Here is a 21,239-nt window from a genome sequence, read left to right as displayed (position 1 = left end):
ACAGTGCCAATCTACCATTTGTCAATAATTGTTTAATAAAAATTTAAAAATATAAGGTTAATTTAAAATCTCCTCCAAGATATCTTCTGCATTTCTTACTAATTTTGCTCCTTGTTGAATAAGATGATTCGTTCCCGATGCCCCCTCTATAAATATAGGTCCAGGAAGCGCAAACACCTCTCTATTTTGCTCTAACGCAAGGTCTGCAGTAATAAGTGTTCCACTTCTCGATTTGGCTTCTACAACTAAAACACCTTTACTTATACCACTAACAATCCGGTTCCTTTTTGGAAAATACCATTTTTTCGGTGCATAGTGCGGAGGATACTCTGTCAATAACAATATATATTCCTTCCACATTTCATATAAATGTCTATTTTCTTTCGGATACATAAACGACAATCCGTGCCCTAATATCGCAATAGTCGGGCAATGATGCCTTACTGTAATCTCATGAGACATTGTATCTATCCCTTTTGCAAACCCACTGACAATAAGCCACTCTCTTTCTAATAAAGGGTGTAAAATAAACTTCAAACTCTCATGACCATATAATGATGGTTCTCTCGTTCCAACAACTGCTAATTTATTTACTTTATTGAGAAAATCTTTTTCTCCTTTTCCATATAAAATGAAGGGAGGATCTTGTATTTCACGTAATAATTGCGGATAATTTTCATCCCATATCGTTATATAAAAAATACGATTTTTCTCTAAATAAGATATATATTGCGGAAGATTTGAACTTTGAAGAAATTTCACTAGTTCTGAAGATTTTTTCGAGGATATTCCAGTGTAGTATTCCATTTGTTTTTCGTTAAAAGTATATATGTTCTTTAATTCTGGATCGACATATAGTAGCCTCTCCATCGCTTTCCAATAATCTGCTAGCAAGTAATGAAGATGTAATAATCGCTCTCTTTTCATCTCAATTCTCCTTACCCATAATTTTTATTATGTAAACAGAAAAAGTGTAAAAAGACACCCTCAAGTAAGAGGGTGTCTTTCAACAGATTAATAGTTTTTGCAAGTCTCAAATAAACCTTTTTCTTTTAAAACAGAGATTAGCGTTTCTCCCATAACTGCTGGAGTTTCAGCTACTTTAATGCCACAAGCTTCCATTGTTTTAATCTTTTCAGCAGCAGTTCCTTTACCGCCAGAAATGATTGCACCAGCATGGCCCATACGTTTGCCAGCAGGCGCTGTTTGACCACCAATGAAGCCTACAACAGGTTTTGTCATATTAGCTTTTACCCATTCAGCTGCCTCTTCTTCTGCTGTACCGCCGATTTCACCAATCATAATTACAGCATGTGTTTCTTCATCTTCATTAAATGCTTTTAACGCATCAATAAAGTCTGTACCGTTAACAGGGTCCCCGCCGATACCTACAGCAGTAGATTGTCCAATACCCTCTTGTGTTAACTGGTGTACAGCTTCATACGTTAAAGTACCAGAGCGCGATACGATACCTACATGACCTTTTTTATGAATGTATCCTGGCATAATACCGATTTTACATTCATCAGGCGTGATAACACCTGGGCAGTTTGGTCCAAGTAAACGTGTATGTTTACCAGCCATATATCTCTTTACGTTTACCATATCTAATACAGGAATTCCTTCAGTAATACATACTACTAAATCAATTTCTGCATCAACTGCTTCCATAATTGCATCAGCCGCAAAAGCGGGTGGAACGTATACAACTGAAGCGTTTGCGCCTGTTGCTTTCACTGCATCTTCTACAGTATCAAATACTGGTACACCTTCAATATCAGTGCCACCTTTACCTGGCGTTACACCACCGACAATTTTCGTACCGTATTCAATCATTTGTTTTGTATGGAATAAACCTTGAGAACCTGTAATACCTTGAACAATAACTTTTGTATCTTTATTAACTAATACGCTCATTTTTCTCCCCCGCTTTCTATTAGCCCACTAGTGAAACAATTTTTTGTGCACCGTCTGCCATAGATTCTGCTGCAACAATATTTAAGCCAGACTCATTTAAAATTTTCTTACCTAGTTCTACGTTTGTACCTTCAAGACGTACAACTAAAGGTAACTCAAGACCTACCTGTTTCGTTGCTTCAATAACACCTTCTGCAATAACATCACACTTCATAATGCCACCAAAAATGTTAACGAAGATACCTTTTACATTTTTGTCAGAAAGGATAATTTTGAATGCTTCTGTAACTTTTTCGGCAGTTGCACCGCCACCAACATCTAAGAAGTTAGCTGGGTCACCGTGGTAATGTTTAATGATATCCATTGTAGCCATCGCTAAACCTGCACCATTAACCATACAACCGATATTTCCATCTAAAGGAATGTAGTTTAAGTCGTATTTTGAAGCTTCAATTTCTTTTGCATCTTCTTCGTCAAGATCACGAAGCTCTAAAATGTCTTTATGGCGATATAACGCATTAGAATCAAAGTTTAATTTTGCATCTAGTGCCATAACTTTACCTTCACCTGTTGTAACAAGTGGGTTAATCTCAGCGATAGAGCAATCTTTTTCAATAAACGCACGGTATAAGCCCATCATAAACTTCACAGCTTGTCCTACAAGCTCTTTTGGAATATTGATGTTAAATGCAATTCGGCGCGCTTGGAAACCTTGTAAGCCTACTGCCGGATCAATATATTCTTTAAAGATTTTTTCAGGTGTTTTTTCTGCTACTTCTTCAATTTCTGTTCCGCCTTCTTCAGAAGCCATTAAAACAACTTGAGAAGTTGCACGATCTAAAACTAGACCTACATAATATTCTTTTTTTATATCGCAACCTTCTTCGATAAGTAAGCGTTTTACTTCCTTACCTTCAGGACCTGTTTGATGTGTCACAAGTGTAGTTCCTAAAATGCTTTCTGCATATGTACGAACTTCATCTAAATTTTTTGCAACTTTTACTCCGCCAGCTTTGCCGCGTCCACCAGCGTGAATTTGTGCTTTCACTACACATACATCTGTTCCTAATTCTTTCGCTGCTTCTACAGCTTCTTCTACTGTAAATGCAACCTTCCCGTTCGGAACGCTAACCCCATAGCTTCTAAGGACTGCCTTACCTTGGTACTCATGGATATTCATGGTCCCATCCTCCCCTGTTTTCCTGTTTTACTCGAAAAGTTTTTTAATGTTTAAAAAACATTACATTGCCATTGTATAAGATGATTGGCACGCTGTCTACAATAAAGTGTCAGAAAACTGAAATCGCTTTATTCTTTTTCGAAAATAGTAATGTTTATATGCCAAAATAAAAAATAAGCTGCATATTTACAGCTTATTTTTGAATCATATCTTTAATTGGCGCGAATGACTTTCGGTGTTCCTCTAATACTCCATGCACTTCAATTGCCTCTAAATGTTGCTTTGTGCCATATCCCATATGTTGCTCAAATCCGTATTCAGGATACTTCTCTCCCAGTTCTTTCATCATACGATCTCTCGTTACTTTTGCGATAATGGATGCAGCTGAAATCGAAACACTTTTCGCATCACCTTTAATAATTGAAGTTTGCGGAATTGGTGTGGGAAGCTTCATCGCATCAATTAATAAATGTTGGGGTGTATAAGATAAATTTGCAACAGCATCTAACATCGCTTGTTTCGTTGCTTGGTAAATATTAATTTCATCAATAACTTGCGGTGATACAATTCCAACTCCAATTGCAATCGCTTGTACTTTTATTTCATCATAAAAACGCTCACGTTTCGCTTCACTCAGCTTTTTTGAGTCATTTAACCCTGGAATATAAAAATCCTCAGGAAGAACGACAGCTGCCGTCACAACAGGCCCAGCCAATGGCCCGCGCCCTACTTCATCAATACCTGCGATATATGTGACCCCTTTTTCACGCAAAGCATTTTCATACTTGGACATTTCAAAAAACTTCTCTTTTTCTTTCTGTTCTAACTCTTTTTGTTTATACCACTTCAAAACGAGCTTTTGAACGCCTTTTCGCTCATCTTTCATTAACAGTTGAAAGCGATCATCTTCTTCATTCATAATTTCTTTCAATACATTTTCCGCTTCTTTTATCGTCATTGTTTGCATTTATACAAGCTCCTTTTTAAACGTATCCAAAAAGAAAAGACGCACAAACGCACGTCTTATACTTCTTCTATTTTTTCCACATCTTCTACTTGCTCTGCAAACTCTTCCGGTGTCTCAAACGTCATTTTTCCAAGTTTGCCACCACGAAGCTCACGAAGTACAAGCTCAGATGTCTTATCATAATCAATCATTCCGCCGCCCATTAAGCAGCCTCTATTTTTTCCAATTGCATCGAATAATTCCACAATATCTTCTGGAATCTCATTTAAATTGTAGCGTTCTTTCAAGCGTTCTGGATAATGTTTCTCCATAAAACGTAATGCGTAAACAGCTACATCTTGTAAATTTAAAATTGAATCTTTAATTGCACCCGTCGTCGCTAAGCGAAGACCCACTAATTGATCTTCAAATTTAGGCCACAGAATACCTGGCGTATCTAACAATTCCATTTCCTTCCCAACTTTAATCCATTGTTGAGCTGTTGTCACACCTGGACGATCTCCTGTTTTAGCAATATTTTTCTTTGCCAATTTATTAATTAATGTAGATTTACCAACATTTGGTATACCTACAATTAATGCGCGAATCGCTCTCGGTCTAATACCTTTTGCAACCATTTTATCAAATTTTTCTTTAACAAGCACTTTACAAGCTGCTGCAATTTCTTTCATACCTTGTCCAGCTTGCGCATTAATCGAAATTGCCATATGGCCTTTTTCTTTAAAATATGCGATCCATTGTTTTGTTAAACGATCATCTGCCATATCCGCTTTATTTAAAACAACAAGCCTCGGCTTATGTGTAATGATTTCATCAATCATTGGGTTTCGAGATGATAATGGTAATCGAGCATCTACAAGCTCAATTACAACATCAATTAATTTTAATTTCTCCGTTACTTGGCGTCTAGCCTTCGCCATATGCCCTGGAAACCATTGAATTACCATGTTGCCACCTTCTTTTTCATTTATTTCACAATACGTGCGTCTTCTAACGGCCAATATAACATATTGGCTTTACCAATTACTTGATCCTTTGAAATCGTACCGATTGAACGGCTATCTTTACTAAAACGACGATTATCACCTAAAACAAATAATTGATCTTTTGGAACAGTTTTCTTGCCTGTCATTTCTTCAAGATTAAAATCATATGTAAGCGGTCCGTCAGCAATTTGCTTTTTCTGCTTGTCTAAATACGGCTCCTCATAAGCCTTTCCGTTAACATACAGTTTATCATTACGATACTCTATTTCATCGCCTGGCAGGCCTATAATGCGCTTAATGTAATCTTTATCTTCTGTTGCTCGAAATACGATAATATCAAAGCGTTTTGGATCTCCAATGTGATAACCAATTTTATTCACAATCATTCGATCACGATCATGTAAGGTAGGTGCCATCGATACCCCGTCTACGAGAATTGGAGCAAAGAAAAACTGTCTAATAACACCAGCTAATACAACAGCAATCAAAATTGCTTTAATCCATTCCCAAAGTGAACTCTTCTCTTTTTTCATGCATTTCCCCTCCACGGTTATGTAAGCTGTTCGTATTATACCAAAATTTCATATAGATTGGAAAAAGGGAGCTTGTGCATTTACAAGCTCCCATACATGTCTTATCGAATTTCTTTAATACGTGCTTTTTTACCGCGAAGGTTACGTAAGTAGTATAACTTAGCACGACGTACTTTACCACGGCGAAGTACTTCGATTTTCGCGATTCTTGGCGTGTGAACTGGGAATGTACGCTCAACACCTACACCGTAAGAAATCTTACGAACTGTGAATGTTTCACTAATTCCGCCACCACGACGTTTAATTACAACACCTTCGAAAAGCTGAATTCTTTCACGAGTTCCCTCAACAACTTTTACGTGTACACGTAAAGTGTCACCAGGACGGAATGAAGGAAGGTCAGTTTTTAATTGGCCTTTTGTAATTTCTGCGATTAATTGTTGCATATTAAATTCTCTCCTTTAAACAGATGCTCTTATAAAGTCTTAATAAATTACAGCGGAACATCGTTAATACGGCTACTGATTTCAGTAGCACAAATGTTATAATAGCATATTACTAGGCCTGTTGCAATAGCAAATATATGAAGTTATTACTGCTCTCGCTTTATTTCCTCAAGCCATTTTTTCTCTTGTTTAGATAGATCTCTATCATCTAACAAATCAGGTCTACGCGTATACGTACGGCGCAAAGATTCCTTATGTCGCCATTCGTCAATATTTTTATGATTCCCTGACATTAATACATCCGGTACCTTCATACCACGAAAATCAGCCGGACGTGTATAATGAGGATGCTCTAATAAACCTGTACTAAACGAATCCTCCACTTGTGAAGCATGATTTCCTAGCACGCCTGGCAAGAGACGTACAACACTATCAGTAATAACCATAGAAGCTAATTCTCCGCCCGTTAATACATAGTCACCAATAGAAATCTCATCCGTTACGAGATGCTCACGAATTCGTTCGTCATACCCTTCATAATGCCCACATACAAAGATCAAATGTTCTTCCTCTGCAAGCTCTTCCGCTTTCTTCTGCGTAAATCTTTCGCCCTGCGGACACATTAAGACAACTCTCGGCTTACGCTCTGTCTCTTTCGTCAAATCTTCTACAGCATCAAAAATAGGCTGAGGAGTAAGCACCATACCAGCTCCTCCGCCGTAAGGATAATCGTCTACGCTATTATGCTTACTTGTTGTATAATCACGAAAGTTAACAACACGAAGGTTTACCGCTTCTTTTTCTTGCGCCTTCTTTAATATAGAAGATCCAAATACACCGGTAAACATGTCTGGGAACAACGTTAAAATATCAATTTTCATTATAGCAACCCTTCCATTACATGAATGGTTACTAATTTATTTTCAATATTAACTTGAAGTACAACGTCATCAATATAAGGAATTAAAAGATCTTGACCCTTCGGACGTTTAATCACCCAAACATCATTTGCACCAGGAGAGAGAATTTCTTTGATTGTCCCTAGCGCTTCTCCTTCTTCCGTTACAACGCTGCAACCAATAATTTCGTGATAGTAGTATTCACCTTCAGCAAGTTCGCCTAACTGCTCTTCTGGTACTTTTATTAAAGAACCTTTAAACTTCTCTACTTCATCTACATTGTTATATCCTTCAAATGTTAATAAATCGAATGTCTTATGTTGGCGATGAGAAGTTACCTTCACCGGAAGGTAGTCTGTGTCTTTCTCATTCGATATGTATAGTGTGTTTCCTACTTTATATCGCTCTTCTGGAAAATCAGTACGAGAAATAACACGGATTTCTCCTCTTACGCCATGAGTATTTACAATTTTCCCTACGTTAAACCATTTTGTCATAAATAGTATGTCACCCCTGGTTTCTATATAAATTAAGCATCTCCATTTCATAGATGGAACATGCAATCTCTATTTAAATGTTAAAAAAGGGAGAGGAATAACTCCTCGCCCTTTTTACGTTTATTGAATTTCCAGTGTTACTTTTTCATCATTATGATGTCCCACTGAATACAAGAGCATTCGAATCGCTTTCGCAACTCTCCCTTGCTTTCCAATGACTTTTCCAACATCCTCAGGATGTACAGTTAATCGATACTTTATCTCTCCGTTGTAAAGTTCCTGTGTAACTTTTACATCTTCAGGATGATCGACAAGAGGCTTGACAATCGTCTCGACTAACTTCTTCATAGTCATTGCCTCAATTACTTACCTTGTTTAGATAAGTGGAATTTCTCCATGATACCTTGGTTAGAGAATAAGTTACGAACTGTATCAGATGGTTTAGCACCATTTCCTAACCATTTTAATGCTGCTTCTTCGTTGATCTTAACTTCAGCTGGTTGAGCAACTGGATTGTAAGTTCCGATTTCCTCAATGAAACGTCCGTCACGAGGAGAACGAGAATCTGCAACAACTACACGATAGAAAGGAGTTTTTTTAGCTCCCATACGTTTTAAACGAATTTTAACTGCCATTTATAAAGCACCTCCGAATTTATTTCACACAGATAATTATATTAGCAAAAAGACTATTGCTTTGTAAAGTATTTTTTCTTAACAGAGCCATCTTTTTTTCCTTACATGAATGGAAACTTCAATCCACCTAGTCCTTTTTTCTTGCCTTTTTGCATTCCAGTCATCGTCTTCATCATTTTTTTCATGTCATCGAATTGTTTGATTAGACGATTGATTTCTTGTACAGTTGTACCGCTACCTTTGGCAATGCGCTTTTTGCGACTAGCATTGATTATTTCCGGTTGTTCTCGTTCTAATTTAGTCATAGAACGAATAATTGCCTCAATATGCCCAATTTGTTTTTCATCAACTTGCGCATTTTTCAGCCCTTTAATTTTATTTGCACCAGGAAGCATTCCTAACAATTCATCAAGCGGCCCAAGTTGACGCACTTGTCCAAGTTGTTCTAGGAAATCGTCAAGTGTAAACGAAAGCGTACGCATTTTTTGCTCAAGTTCTTTTGCTTTCTCTTCATCAACTGTAGCTTGCGCTTTTTCAATCAATGTTAAGACATCGCCCATCCCTAAAATACGGGATGCCATACGCTCTGGATGGAACGCTTCAATTGCATCTAGTTTTTCACCCATACCAGCAAATTTAATCGGTGTGTTTGTTACAGCCTTAATAGATAATGCAGCACCACCGCGCGTATCACCATCTAATTTCGTTAATACAACACCTGTTAAACCTAACTGTTCATGGAAACTTTGTGCAACATTTACCGCGTCTTGTCCCGTCATCGCATCGACAACAAGGAAAATTTCATCCGGTTTCGCAACTTCTTTAACTTTCGCTAATTCATCCATTAGTTCTTCATCAATATGCAGGCGACCCGCTGTATCGATTAAAACATAATCATGATGATCTTCTTTTGCTTTTGCAATCGCTTGTTTCGCAATTTCAACAGGACTTACTTGATCTCCTAAAGAAAATACAGGCATGTCCAATTGCTTCCCTAATGTTTCAAGCTGTTTAATTGCTGCTGGACGGTAAATATCAGCTGCAACAAGCATCGGTTTACGATTATGCTTTTTACGAAGCAAATTCGCAAGCTTACCTGTCGTCGTTGTTTTACCCGCACCTTGCAGACCAACCATCATAATAACAGTCGGTGGCTTATTAGCAACAGCAATTTTGCTTTGCTCTCCGCCCATAAGTTCTGTAAGTTCTTCCTGTACAACTTTAATTACTTGTTGTCCAGGTGTCAAACTTTTCATTACATCTTGTCCGACAGCACGTTCAGACACACGCTTCACAAAATCTTTTACTACTTTAAAGTTAACATCTGCTTCTAAAAGAGCTAGACGAACTTCTCTCATCATTTCTTTCACATCGGCTTCAGAAACTTTTCCTTTGCCGCGGATTTTTTGCATTGTCTGTTGAAGTCGGTCGGCTAATCCTTCAAATGCCATATTGCCGCCCTCCTAATCTAATTTTTCGATAGCTTCAACAACTTGTTTCATTTCTTCATTCACATGCTCTTCTTCGCTGATTAGCTGTTTTAGCTTTGCAACAAGTCGCTGTCGCTCTTGAAACTTTTGAAGTAATACTAATTTTTCTTCATATTCTTCAAGCATCGCTTCAGTCCGTTTAATGTTATCATACACGGCTTGGCGACTTACATCAAATTCTTCCGCAATTTCACCAAGAGATAAATCATCTAGATAATAAAGCGACATATAACTTCTTTGTTTTTGCGTTAACAACGATTGATAAAAATCAAATAAATAGTTCATTCTCGTTGTTTTTTCGAGCATGTTGGATCATCCTTTGTTAAGTGATTTCCCTTTACATGAATTAGTTTACATGGAGTCCAAAAGAGTGTCAAGTTTTTTTCTTAACATCATATGTTTTTATAGAAAAAGAAGCGGAAATACCGCTTCTTTCGCTTATACTTCTTCTGTTTCTACTAAGTTCGCAAATAAACCATACACATATTGTTCTGGATCAAACTGCTGCAAATCATCCATTTGCTCTCCTAATCCAACAAACTTCACCGGTACATCCATTTCGTTACGAATCGCTAATACAATACCACCTTTAGCAGTTCCATCTAACTTCGTTAAAACAATACCAGTTACATTCGTTGCCTCCCGGAATGTTTTCGCTTGGCTTAAACCGTTTTGTCCTGTTGTTGCATCAATAACAAGCAATACTTCATGAGGAGCACCTGGTACTTCACGCTCAATTACACGCTTCACCTTCTCTAACTCTTTCATTAAGTTTACTTTATTTTGCAAGCGTCCTGCTGTGTCACATAGTAATACATCTACCTTACGTGCTTTCGCAGCTTGTACAGCGTCATACATAACCGCCGCTGGATCAGATCCAGATCCTTGTTTAATCACTTCTACACCAACACGATCGCCCCATACTTCTAATTGTTCAATCGCCCCAGCACGGAATGTGTCTCCTGCTGCCAATAGGACTGACTTACCTTCTGATTTAAACTTATGCGCCAGTTTACCAATTGTTGTCGTTTTTCCTACACCGTTAACACCAACAAATAAAACAACCGTTAATTGGTCCTCTTGCATATTAATTTCGTTACTAAAATCGCTGTCACCTTTGTAAATTCCCACTAGTTTTTCTGAAATAACAGCTTGTACTTCTTTTGGATCTTGAATGTTACGACGTTGTACTTCTTCTTTCAATTGATCAATTAATTCCATTACCGTCGCAACGCCAACGTCTGCACCAATTAAGATTTCTTCTAACTCTTCGAAGAAATCTTCGTCCACTTTACGGTAACGATACACTAAATCATTCACTTTATCCGCAAATGAATTTCTAGTTTTTTCTAATCCGTGTTTAAATTTCTCTGTTACTGTATCCGTTTGTTTTGAAATTTTTTCTTTTAGTTTTTTAAAAAAACTCATACTTTCCCATCCTTCCTATTCACTTGCAATAAGTTCTTCTCCGGCATCTAAACGAACCGAAACAAGTTTAGATACCCCTGATTCTTGCATTGTTACACCGTACAACACATCAGACTCTTCCATTGTACCTTTTCTATGTGTAATTACAATAAACTGCGTCTCATCACTAAATTTCTTTAAATACTGTGCAAAACGAGCTACATTCGCTTCATCAAGGGCGGCCTCTACCTCATCTAGTACACAGAACGGTACTGGGCGCACTTTTAAAATACCAAATAAAAGCGCAATTGCCGTTAAAGCACGCTCTCCACCTGAAAGTAAACCTAAGTTCTGCAATTTCTTCCCTGGCGGTTGTGCTACAATATCAATACCCGTATTTAGTAAATCCTCTGGATTAGTCATTACTAAATCCGCTCTACCGCCTCCAAATAATTCAGAGAATACCGATTGAAATTCCATTCTAATGCCTTCAAACGTAGTAGAAAAGCGCTTTTTCATTTCTTCATCCATTTCGGTAATAAGCTGGTGCAATGTCGTTTTCGCTTCTTCTAGATCGTCTCTCTGCTCTAGTAAGAATGTATGACGCTCCGCTACACGTTCATATTCATCAATTGCCCCTAGGTTCACTGTACCTAACTCTTCTATGGATAATTTGATTAATTTTACTTTCTTACGCGCATCTTCTGCAGGCATTGTCATTGTATATTTTAGTTTCGCCGCTTCAAATGAAATCGTATATGTTTCACGTAAATGTTGTAATCTATTTTCCAACTCTACATCAAGTCGGTTTATTCTCACTTCTTGATCTTTCAACATTTCAAGAATATATTTATGTTTACCTGTCGTTTCTTTCAAATTGCGTTCTAAATGTTCTACTCTCTCTTGCAACGATACACGTTGTTCACGACGAGAGCGAATTAATTCTGAAGTTTGATTACGATCATACGCTTTCTTCTCAATCATATTCGTAATTTGCTCTTCACCACTTGAATTAGATGTCATTTCTTGTTTTAAGAATGCTAAATCCTCTTTCGTTTTTACAAGTGTCGTATCCGTTTCTTCTTTTTCCTTCGTCAATCGTTCAACTTTTTCTTTTTGATTAGATAAGCGTTGTTGCTTTTCAGCTGCCAGCACTTTTAATTCAGTCATTTCTTTTTGAACTTTTTCTTTCGAAGAATGTTGCTCACTTTTTTGTTTTGTTAAAGCTACAATTTTACTATCTAACTCAGTGATATCAGCTTGAAGATTCGCTAAAATCCCTTCTAACTCCTCTTTACGCCCTTGCATTTTTACTCGATCTTGTAAAAACCCTTCAATCTCTAAATCATAAATAGACAAGCGGTCATTAATACGATGTTCTTCTAATTCTAAACGATTAATCTCTTCTCTTAATTTCTGCTCTTCTACACGATCCACTTCTACAGTTTGCCTTAGTTCGCGTATTTTCACTTCTTTTTCTTGAATCTCTTGTTTTACTGCTTTAACAAAGTTTTCTAACTTCGTTGTTTTTTCTTCCATATCAGTTAACTTGCGAGTCCACTCTTCCAGTTCACGTTGGCGTCCTAATAAAGAAGATTTCGCTTGTTTTACCGCCCCACCAGTCATAGAACCGCCAGGATTCACTACGTCACCTTCAATTGTTACAATGCGATAACGGTATTGCAGTTGTTTCGCCAACTCATTTGCTCCGCGTAAATCTTTCGCAACAATAACAGTACCTAATAAATTTGAAACTACATTTTCATATTTATTGTTGTACTGCACAAGTTCTGCCGCCACACCTACAAACGATGGGTGTTGATTTACAATGCGTAATTGCTCAAATGATAACGATCTGCTTTTAATAACAGCTTGCGGTAAAAACGTTGCACGTCCATGTTTATTTTGCTTTAAAAATGCAATCGCATTACGAGCATGCTCCTCTGTTTGTACAACAATATGCTGCATCGCTGCACCTAGAGCGATTTCCATTGCAACTTCGTATTCTTTCGGAACCGTTAACAGTTCCGCAACAGCACCCTCGATACCTTGCAACCTATTTTCTCTAGCTTTCAATACTTCACGTACACCTTGATAGAAGCCAGAATAATCTTCTTGCATCTCTTCAAGCATTTCTTTTCGAGAACGTGCCTGTTGCACAAATTGGTATGCTTGGTATAGTTTTGTTTCATTTTCACTATACTGCGTCTTACATTTCCCAAGTGCCGCCTCTGTCTTCTGTATGTTTGAGAGAATGCCAGCTACTTTTTCTTTCGCTTGTTCGTAACTTTCTACAAGTTTCGTCTTTTTCGCTGTAATTTCCATACGCATTTCTACATATTTCGCATTCTCTTCATCTAGACGCTCGTTTTTAGACGTTTGCTGTTTAGATTGTTCTTCAATCATAGATAATTCATTGCGATGACTAGCTTGTTGATTTAAAAGTTCAATATAGTCACCTTTTAAATTCTCAATCTGTTCCTCTAAATTGTCAGCAAAAGTAGCAAGCAATTGCTCATTATCATGCAATTTTTGCTCCAACTCTTTTACTTCATTCACAAATTGCATTAAAGCTTCTGTACTTGACTCAATCTCACCATCGTAAATTTTAGCTTTCTCTGTTAATTCAACAATTAACTGCTCAAGTTGCGCACAATGCGTCGTAGCATTTTGCTTTCTCTCTTTTAACAACTCGCGCTGCCCTTCTAGTTTTTCTAGCTCTTTACTAGAAAGAAGAAGTACCTCTTGCAACGAGTCTACAGACTCATCTACCGCTTGTAATTGTCCTCGTAATTCCTCAAGTTCTTCTTCACTTTTTTGTAAATTCGTTGACATTTTAGCTTCTTCGTTTTTATTATGCCCAAACTGATTTCGAAGTGCTTCCCATTTCTCATGCAATTCTTCAATTTCATGGACAATAAGCGCAGCTTCTACTTTCTCTAATTCTTCTTTATTCTCAAGATAATCTTTCGCAATAGAAGCTTGTCTTTCTAAAGGTTCTACTTGACTACTTAATTCATGAATTATATCTTGTACACGATTTAAGTTTTCTTGTGTTTCTTCTAATTTTCCTTCAGCTTTCTTTTTGCGAAGTTTGTATTTTAGTACGCCTGCCGCTTCTTCAAATACACCTCGACGCTCTTCTGACTTACTACTTAAAATCTCTTCCACTTTCCCCTGGCTAATAATTGAAAAAGCTTCTCTTCCCATACCAGAGTCCATAAATAAATCAATAATATCTTTCAATCTACATGATTGTTTATTAATATAAAAATCACTTTCACCTGAACGAGATACACGACGTGTTACACACACCTCATTGTATTCAATTGGTAAACGTTGATCTTCATTATTTAAAGTTATTGTTACTTCAGCAACATTAACCGCTCTCCTCGTATCACTGCCTGCAAAAATAATATCCTCCATCTTTGCACCACGTAATGATTTTGCAGATTGTTCACCAAGTACCCAGCGAATTGCATCAGTAATATTACTTTTCCCGCTTCCATTAGGTCCTACTACAGAAGTTACACCCGGGACAAAATCAACAGATACACGCTCAGCAAAAGACTTAAACCCTGCTATTTCTAATCTTTTTAAAAACACGAAAGGCCTTCCTCCTATTCTCCGTCTTTATAAATGTTCTCTATACAAAAACAAGCTATTATACGGATTTACCTTCTTTTTATTTACAAACAAAAAGAAAGTTTCATTCTATGCACAAGGAATCCCCCTCATTCAAAGGGGGATTCCTTATAGTTGTTCTTTTAATTTTTTCAATGCTTCTGCAGCAGCTTGTTGTTCTGCTTCTTTTTTCGACTTACCACTACCAAGACCTAAAGCTACGTTATTTAACGTAACACGTGACACAAATTCTCGATTGTGAGCTGGTCCTTTTTCTTGCAAAATTTGATACTCAACATTGCCACTACCATCACGCTGAATCAATTCTTGTAACTGACTCTTATAATCCATCACATGAGAAAAAGCACCCTCATTAATTTTCGGATATACAATTTCTTTTAAGAATTCCCAAACTGTTTCTAACCCTTGATCAAGATAAAGGGCACCAATAAACGCTTCAAAGACATCCGCTAATAAAGCTGGTCGTTCACGTCCACCTGTCATTTCTTCACCTTTTCCTAATAAAACAAGGCTACCAAATGACAATTCGTTCGCAAAACGAACAAGAGATGGCTCACATACAATAGCTGCACGTAGTTTTGTTAACTCTCCTTCGCTCATTGTCGGATATTTTTGAAACAGATACTGCGATACAGTAAGTTCCAATACTGCATCTCCAAGAAATTCAAGACGCTCATTATCTTCATGCGGTTTTTTTCGATGCTCATTCACATACGATGAATGCGTAAATGCTTGAATCAATAATTTTTCATCTGTAAACGTAATACCTATCTTTTCTTGAAACACTTTAAATGCTTCACGATATTTTGTTTCGTATTTTTTTTCTCTATATTTTCGGTACGGCATAGGTCCCTCCAGATATAAGCCAGAAAGCCCCGCTAAAAAACGGGACTTCACTTAAGCATTATAGATGACTCTCTATGTAAGTCACAGCATCGCCAACAGTAGCAATCTTTTCAGCATCTTCATCAGAAATTTCCATTTCGAATTCATCTTCTAATTGCATTACAAGTTCTACTACATCTAGGGAGTCTGCTCCTAAATCTTCCTTGAAGCTTGCAGCTGGTACTACCTCAGTCTCTTCTACTCCTAAACGATCAACGATGATTTTTGTTACGCGCTCTAAAACATCTGCCATATTCCATTCACCTCCCCTCAAATATTATATTAAATATTGACCAAAAAAACTAGGTGAAATCGATTCTTTTATTACATTACCATACCGCCATCAACATTTAACGTTTGACCTGTAACATATTTGCTTTGATCAGAAGCAAAAAACGTTACAGCATTCGCGATATCTTGCGCTTCACCAAATTGAGCAGCTGGAATAACTTTTAACATTTCGGCTTTAATATTCTCATCTAGTACATCAGTCATATCAGTCGCAATAAAGCCTGGCGCAATTGCATTCACAGTAATATTTCGACTTGCTAACTCTTTTGCAGATGTTTTTGTTAATCCAATAACACCCGCTTTAGCAGCAACATAATTAGCTTGCCCTGGGTTTCCTATAACACCCACAACAGAAGCGATATTTATAATTCTACCGTGACGTTGACGCATCATATAACGAGATACTGCTTTTGTACATAAGAATACACCTTTTAAGTTTGTATTAATAACTGTATCCCATTCTTCTTCTTTCATACGCATTAATAAATTATCTTTTGTTACACCAGCATTATTTACAAGAATATCAACTTGTCCAAATGTATCTACTGTTTGTTTCACCATATTTGTAACATCATCAGCATTTGCAACATCTGCTTTTACCGCAATCGCATCAGAACCTAATTTCTTAATTTCATCTACTACTTCATTTGCTTTTTGTTCATTACCTGCATAATTTACTACTACATTTGCCCCTTGTTTCGCTAAATCGATCGCAATCGCGCGACCAATTCCACGTGAAGCGCCAGTTACTAATGCTACCTTCCCTTTTAACATCAGTTTTCTCCTCTCAAATTTGAAATGGTATCTTTTAATGTCTCTTCATCATATATCGCATATGCTTTTACTGATGAATCAATTGACTTCATAAGTCCAGCAAGTACTTTTCCAGGTCCAATTTCAATAAATGTATCTACTCCCTGCTTCACCATACATTCAATAGACGGGTACCATAATACAGGCGAATAAAGCTGTTCGATTAACTTTTCTTGAATGTCGGCACCACGTGTAATAACATCCGCCGTAACATTTGCAATAACAGGAATATTCGTATCATGAATTGTAATTTCATTCAAAACACTTTGGAACTTCTCAGCTGCCGGCTTCATAAGTGAAGAATGGAATGGCCCACTTACTTTTAGTGGAATTGCTCTCTTTGCACCATTTTCTTTCGCTCTTTGAGAAGCAAGCTCTACGCCTTGCTTCGTTCCAGAAATTACAATTTGCTTCGTACTATTCATATTAGCGATTTGCACTGCATATCCTTCACTTGTTACTTCTTCTGTAACTTGTTTCAGCATATGTGGGTCAGCACCTAATATAGCTGCCATTGCACCTTCCCCGCCCGGAACAGCTTCTTCCATATATTCCCCGCGTTTCCTTACAGCATATACCGCATCTTCAAAAGTGAATGCACCAGCTGCTACAAGAGCGCTATATTCACCTAAACTATGACCAGCGACAAAGTCAGGTGTAATGTCATACTCTTTCAAAGCTGTCAAAATAGCAAAACTCGTTGTTAATAATGCAGGTTGAGCATTTGTTGTTAATGTAAGCTTTTCCTGCGGTCCTTCAAAAATCACTTCTGAAAGTGAATCTTGTAACACCTCATCTGCTTTTGCAAACACTTTTGCAACCTCTTTATTATTCTCTGCTAATTGTTTACCCATTCCAACTGCCTGTGAACCTTGGCCCGGAAAAAGAAATGCTATTTTTCCCATTTCAAATCCTCCTCTTATTGGAGTGACTCTTTCTCCATTACGCTTGAAATTGTAGGAATTACTTCTTTCGCTACCATTTCTCTCGTTTGACGAATCGCACTAAATATCGACTGGTCATTAGAAGAACCGTGAGCCTTAATGACAGGTGCTTTCAATCCAAATAATGCAGCTCCCCCGTACTCCGAATAATCCATTTTATCTTTTAATACCATAAGTTTTGGCTTTAATACCGCCGCTGCTAATTTGCTCGTAAACGAACTCATTAGTTGTTCTTTCAACATAGAGAATAGCGCAAGTGCTGTTCCTTCTAATGATTTCAACGCTACATTCCCTGTAAAACCATCACATACAACAACATCTGCTACACCTTGCAATAAATCTCTTGATTCAACGTTCCCAACGAAATTAATTGGCGCATCCTTAAGCATTGCAAATACTTGCTTTGAAAGCTCGTTTCCTTTTCCATCCTCTGTTCCAACGTTTAATAGTCCAACACGAGGATTTTCAATTCCTCTTACCTTCTCAGCATAAACAGATCCCATTACTGCATATTGATATAAATGAATTGGTTTTGCATCAACATTTGCTCCAACATCTAACATAACAAAACCTTTTCCATCTACAGTTGGCATTGTAGGCGATAAAGCTGGTCGCTCAATTCCTTCCATGCGACCGACAACAAATAATCCAGCTGCCATTAAAGCTCCTGTACTACCTGCGGATATACAAGCGTCTGCTTCTCCATCCTTTACTTGCTGTGCCGCAAGTACCATTGAAGCTTGTTTTTTTCGACGAACCGCTCTTACTGGTTCCTCCGTCGATTCTATTTTTTCGTCTGTATGAAGAATAGTAATTCGTTCATCACTCGTTAAATATTGACGAATTTCCTCTTCTTTCCCTACTAACGTAATATGTAAATCAGAATATTCCTTAATAGCTTTCATTGCCCCTAATACTACAGCCTTTGGAGCGTGATCTCCGCCCATTGCATCTATTGCGATTTTCATAAGTTGTTACCTTCCTCACTATAATTACTAGATCGATACATTTCAAAAGTGCCTGTAAAAACAAGTTCTTCTCCAACGAAGCTACGCACTTTGACAACCGTCCGTCCCTTATCATTCTCTACATCTTCAACGCGCGCTTTTGCAACAACACGCTCTCCTAATTTCACAGGGCGAATGTATCGAATGGTAGACTTTGCAGTTAAAGCTAATTCTTCATCAATAACCGCAACAGCTAGTGAGTTTGCTTGCGCAAACAGATGATGCCCACGGGCAATTTGATTTCTTTTAAATACATGTTCTACCTTTACTTCAAAGATAGAGATTGCATGTCTATCTAATTCAATATCAATAATTTCTCCGACAACCTCTTCTAACGGTAAAGATTTCACATCTTCTTCATGTTGCTTTGTAGCTACATGTTTAATTCTCTCTCTTAATTCAGGAATAGACAATTCCATACGATCCAGTCGTACTGTTTGTATACTCACTTGAAATTTTTCCGCTAAATCTTCATCCGTAATAAAAGGATTTGATTCGATTGTTTGTTGTAATAATTCTTGTCTTTCTTTTTTACTTCTTCTTTTCTTCATACCGCACCATCCATTTTTATGACTAGGTACTAACAGTAGTATATAATCATTAAAAGTAGAATGCAACAAAAATTTTTGTTGACTCCCTTTAATCGAGCTTCTCTCCTTGGAACACACCTGTCCCATCAAGATACGTACGCAAGGCAGCGTACTGATCATTGTGCCAAAATGCTTCTGAATCTACTAGTATCGCCGCATCTTGCCTTGCTGTTTCTAACGCTCGATAATCGTGTACCATGTCAGCAACCTTAAATTCTGGTAAGCCACTTTGCTTACTCCCAAAGAAATCTCCAGGACCTCGTAATTCTAAATCTTTTTCTGACAATACAAATCCATCATTTGTTTCAGTCATTATGCGCATTCTTTCTTTTCCTGTTTCTGATTTAGGGTCTGCTATTAATAAACAATATGATTGTTCACTACCACGCCCGACACGCCCTCTAAGCTGATGAAGCTGCGATAAACCGAAACGTTCTGCATCATAAATAACCATCACAGTCGCATTCGGTACGTTCACACCCACCTCAACAACTGTTGTCGATACAAGAATTTGCACTTTATTTTCACTAAACTGGCCCATTATCTCTTCTTTTTCCTGAGACGATAATCTCCCATGCATCAATCCAACTTGGCATTTCCCTTGGTAATGATGCGTCAGCATACTATGTAAGTCGATAGCATTTTGCACATCAAGTTTCTCAGATTCTTCAATTAGAGGACAAATAACGTATGCCTGTCTTCCTTTTTTTATTTCCTTCTCAACAAAACCGAGGACGCGATCTAACATATCATGTTTTGCCCAGTATGTTTCAATCACCTTTCTACCTGCTGGCATCTCATCGATTATCGAAACATCCATCTCTCCAAATGCAGTAATTGCAAGCGTACGCGGAATTGGTGTCGCTGTCATAAATAATACATCTGGACTTTCACCTTTCTCCCGTAAAACTCGGCGCTGCGCTACACCAAATCGATGCTGTTCATCTGTAATAACGAGACCCAACCTATGAAATATAACTTCATCTTGAATTAAAGCGTGCGTTCCAACAAGAATATCTATTTCTCCTTGTTCTAACTTCGCTAAAATTTCTCGGCGTCTTGCACCTTTAACAGAACTTGTTAGCAGTTCCACCTTCATACCAAAATGCGAAAACGTTTCAGCAAGCGACTGATAATGTTGCTCAGCTAAAATTTCTGTAGGAACCATTAAAGCACCTTGATAATGAGCTAATTTCGATGCATAAAGGCCAATCGCAGCAACAACTGTTTTCCCAGAACCAACGTCACCTTGTAATAGTCGGTTCATCCGATAAGGAGATGTCATATCTTTTAAAATTTCATCTACAACTCGGCGCTGCGCACCAGTTAACGGGAACGGCAATGCATCGATAAATTCTTGTAATTCTACTGACGGAATCTCTTTCTTCGTCCCTTTTGAATTTTCCCTCTCCATTTTCCTCAGTGTTTGCATTTTCAGCTGAAATAAGAAAAATTCCTCATATACAAAACGGCGACGCGCTTGCTTTAAATCCTCCTGTCCTACCGGAAAATGCAAAGCCTTAAGTGCTTCATATCTTGGTAATAATTTATACCGGCCTAACAAACCATCCGGTAACACTTCGACTATAGAATCTCCATATTCCTTTAACGCTTGAGCAATAAAACGACGCATCTGTTTTACTGTAAGTTTCCCCTTTACTGAGTAAACAGGCTCCACTTCTTGTTGACGTACAACTGGCCCAAAATGAAGTTCTGATACAGCAATTGTTTGACGATGTTGATCCCATTTACCAGTAATCGTTACCGTTTCATCTAACGTTAATTTTTGCTTATAGTAAGGCCTATTAAAACATACCGCCGTAATTAAATAACGACCGACGAGAACACGAACTGTTAGACGCGATTTCTTCTTACCATAATATTGCAGCAAAGGAGCACTATGAACCTTCCCTTCAACCGTTACACGTTCATCATGCTTTACTTCAGCAAGATCTTTCATCGCATAATCTTCATAACGGTACGGAAAATGTTCTAATAGATGAGAAACTGTATAAATCCCCATCTCATGTAGTAACTCAGATGTTTCTCCTCCGATCCCCTTTACATCCGTAACAGGAACTTGTACAACATCATTCAAGATTCTCAC

Annotated in this window: 22 protein-coding genes; all 22 read right to left on the bottom strand. The window is 37.7% G+C overall.

All coding sequences use genetic code 11. The annotated features are described in order from the left end of the window. Positions 1–57: 57 nt before the first annotated feature. The 22 genes from dprA to recG all read right to left on the bottom strand — a co-directional run bounded on the left by dprA (position 58) and on the right by recG (position 21,230). A complete protein-coding gene (gene dprA / locus ATL10_RS16625) occupies positions 58–927 on the bottom strand; it encodes a DNA-processing protein DprA (RefSeq protein ID WP_110497166.1) in 870 nt (289 codons plus the stop codon). Positions 928–1,014: 87 nt separating this feature from the next. Then, positions 1,015–1,917 (bottom strand): succinate--CoA ligase subunit alpha, encoded by a 903-nt coding sequence (sucD, locus tag ATL10_RS16620; protein ID WP_000115178.1) that lies wholly within the window; start codon positions 1,915–1,917, stop codon positions 1,015–1,017. 19 nt (positions 1,918–1,936) lie between these two features. Next, a complete protein-coding gene (sucC, locus tag ATL10_RS16615) occupies positions 1,937–3,097 on the bottom strand; it encodes an ADP-forming succinate--CoA ligase subunit beta (RefSeq protein WP_001020790.1) in 1,161 nt (386 codons plus the stop codon). A 193-nt stretch (positions 3,098–3,290) separates the two neighbouring features. Further along, positions 3,291–4,064 (bottom strand): ribonuclease HII, encoded by a 774-nt coding sequence (locus tag ATL10_RS16610; RefSeq protein ID WP_001194269.1) that lies wholly within the window; start codon positions 4,062–4,064, stop codon positions 3,291–3,293. A 56-nt stretch (positions 4,065–4,120) separates the two neighbouring features. Beyond that, the gene (ylqF, locus tag ATL10_RS16605; protein ID WP_000236702.1) at positions 4,121–5,011 is read right to left on the bottom strand and encodes a ribosome biogenesis GTPase YlqF; all 891 of its coding nucleotides are present in this window, start codon (positions 5,009–5,011) and stop codon (positions 4,121–4,123) included. Positions 5,012–5,031: 20 nt separating this feature from the next. Continuing rightward, positions 5,032–5,583 carry a signal peptidase I gene (gene lepB, locus ATL10_RS16600; protein ID WP_000711852.1) on the bottom strand — a complete coding sequence of 184 codons (552 nt, stop codon included), beginning with the start codon at positions 5,581–5,583 and terminating at the stop codon, positions 5,032–5,034. Positions 5,584–5,684: 101 nt separating this feature from the next. After that, the gene (gene rplS, locus ATL10_RS16595) at positions 5,685–6,029 is read right to left on the bottom strand and encodes a 50S ribosomal protein L19 (protein WP_001186516.1); all 345 of its coding nucleotides are present in this window, start codon (positions 6,027–6,029) and stop codon (positions 5,685–5,687) included. A gap of 146 nt (positions 6,030–6,175) precedes the next feature. Further along, positions 6,176–6,910 carry a tRNA (guanosine(37)-N1)-methyltransferase TrmD gene (trmD, locus tag ATL10_RS16590; RefSeq protein WP_000686899.1) on the bottom strand — a complete coding sequence of 245 codons (735 nt, stop codon included), beginning with the start codon at positions 6,908–6,910 and terminating at the stop codon, positions 6,176–6,178. Continuing rightward, positions 6,910–7,425 carry a ribosome maturation factor RimM gene (rimM, locus tag ATL10_RS16585; protein ID WP_000170272.1) on the bottom strand — a complete coding sequence of 172 codons (516 nt, stop codon included), beginning with the start codon at positions 7,423–7,425 and terminating at the stop codon, positions 6,910–6,912. Before rimM ends, trmD begins: the two co-directional genes overlap by 1 nt. A 120-nt stretch (positions 7,426–7,545) precedes the next feature. Then, positions 7,546–7,773, bottom strand: a complete 228-nt coding sequence (locus ATL10_RS16580; protein WP_000737399.1) for a KH domain-containing protein — start codon at positions 7,771–7,773, stop codon at positions 7,546–7,548. 14 nt (positions 7,774–7,787) lie between these two features. Further along, a complete protein-coding gene (rpsP, locus tag ATL10_RS16575; protein WP_000268750.1) occupies positions 7,788–8,060 on the bottom strand; it encodes a 30S ribosomal protein S16 in 273 nt (90 codons plus the stop codon). Positions 8,061–8,161: 101 nt separating this feature from the next. Then, positions 8,162–9,511 carry a signal recognition particle protein gene (gene ffh / locus ATL10_RS16570; RefSeq protein ID WP_000863460.1) on the bottom strand — a complete coding sequence of 450 codons (1,350 nt, stop codon included), beginning with the start codon at positions 9,509–9,511 and terminating at the stop codon, positions 8,162–8,164. A 12-nt stretch (positions 9,512–9,523) separates the two neighbouring features. Then, positions 9,524–9,856, bottom strand: coding sequence for a putative DNA-binding protein (locus ATL10_RS16565; RefSeq protein ID WP_000891062.1), 333 nt, complete (start codon positions 9,854–9,856; stop codon positions 9,524–9,526). Between the two features lie 132 nt (positions 9,857–9,988). After that, positions 9,989–10,978, bottom strand: a complete 990-nt coding sequence (gene ftsY / locus ATL10_RS16560; RefSeq protein ID WP_000007642.1) for a signal recognition particle-docking protein FtsY — start codon at positions 10,976–10,978, stop codon at positions 9,989–9,991. 15 nt (positions 10,979–10,993) lie between these two features. After that, positions 10,994–14,563: a chromosome segregation protein SMC gene (gene smc / locus ATL10_RS16555; protein WP_075717457.1), complete on the bottom strand. Its 3,570-nt coding sequence runs from the start codon at positions 14,561–14,563 to the stop codon at positions 10,994–10,996. A gap of 147 nt (positions 14,564–14,710) precedes the next feature. Continuing rightward, the gene (rncS, locus tag ATL10_RS16550) at positions 14,711–15,448 is read right to left on the bottom strand and encodes a ribonuclease III (protein ID WP_001146875.1); all 738 of its coding nucleotides are present in this window, start codon (positions 15,446–15,448) and stop codon (positions 14,711–14,713) included. 58 nt (positions 15,449–15,506) lie between these two features. Further along, positions 15,507–15,740, bottom strand: coding sequence for an acyl carrier protein (acpP, locus tag ATL10_RS16545; RefSeq protein ID WP_000786062.1), 234 nt, complete (start codon positions 15,738–15,740; stop codon positions 15,507–15,509). Positions 15,741–15,811: 71 nt separating this feature from the next. Continuing rightward, positions 15,812–16,552 (bottom strand): 3-oxoacyl-[acyl-carrier-protein] reductase, encoded by a 741-nt coding sequence (gene fabG, locus ATL10_RS16540; protein WP_000911769.1) that lies wholly within the window; start codon positions 16,550–16,552, stop codon positions 15,812–15,814. Then, entirely contained in the window at positions 16,552–17,496 is a 945-nt protein-coding gene (gene fabD, locus ATL10_RS16535; RefSeq protein WP_090977188.1) for an ACP S-malonyltransferase, read from the bottom strand. Before fabD ends, fabG begins: the two co-directional genes overlap by 1 nt. 14 nt (positions 17,497–17,510) lie before the next feature. Further along, complete coding sequence (plsX, locus tag ATL10_RS16530; protein WP_000684100.1) at positions 17,511–18,503, bottom strand: phosphate acyltransferase PlsX; 993 nt, start codon at positions 18,501–18,503, stop codon at positions 17,511–17,513. Continuing rightward, positions 18,500–19,093 (bottom strand): transcription factor FapR, encoded by a 594-nt coding sequence (fapR, locus tag ATL10_RS16525; protein ID WP_000747349.1) that lies wholly within the window; start codon positions 19,091–19,093, stop codon positions 18,500–18,502. Before fapR ends, plsX begins: the two co-directional genes overlap by 4 nt. 88 nt (positions 19,094–19,181) lie before the next feature. Beyond that, positions 19,182–21,230 (bottom strand): ATP-dependent DNA helicase RecG, encoded by a 2,049-nt coding sequence (recG, locus tag ATL10_RS16520; protein WP_001000823.1) that lies wholly within the window; start codon positions 21,228–21,230, stop codon positions 19,182–19,184. Positions 21,231–21,239 lie beyond the last annotated feature (9 nt).

Origin of the sequence: Bacillus sp. 196mf (genome assembly GCF_003217275.1) — a bacterium.
Taxonomy (GTDB): Bacteria; Bacillota; Bacilli; order Bacillales; family Bacillaceae_G; genus Bacillus_A; species Bacillus_A thuringiensis_S.
This window is presented reverse-complemented; position numbering and strand designations above follow the sequence as displayed.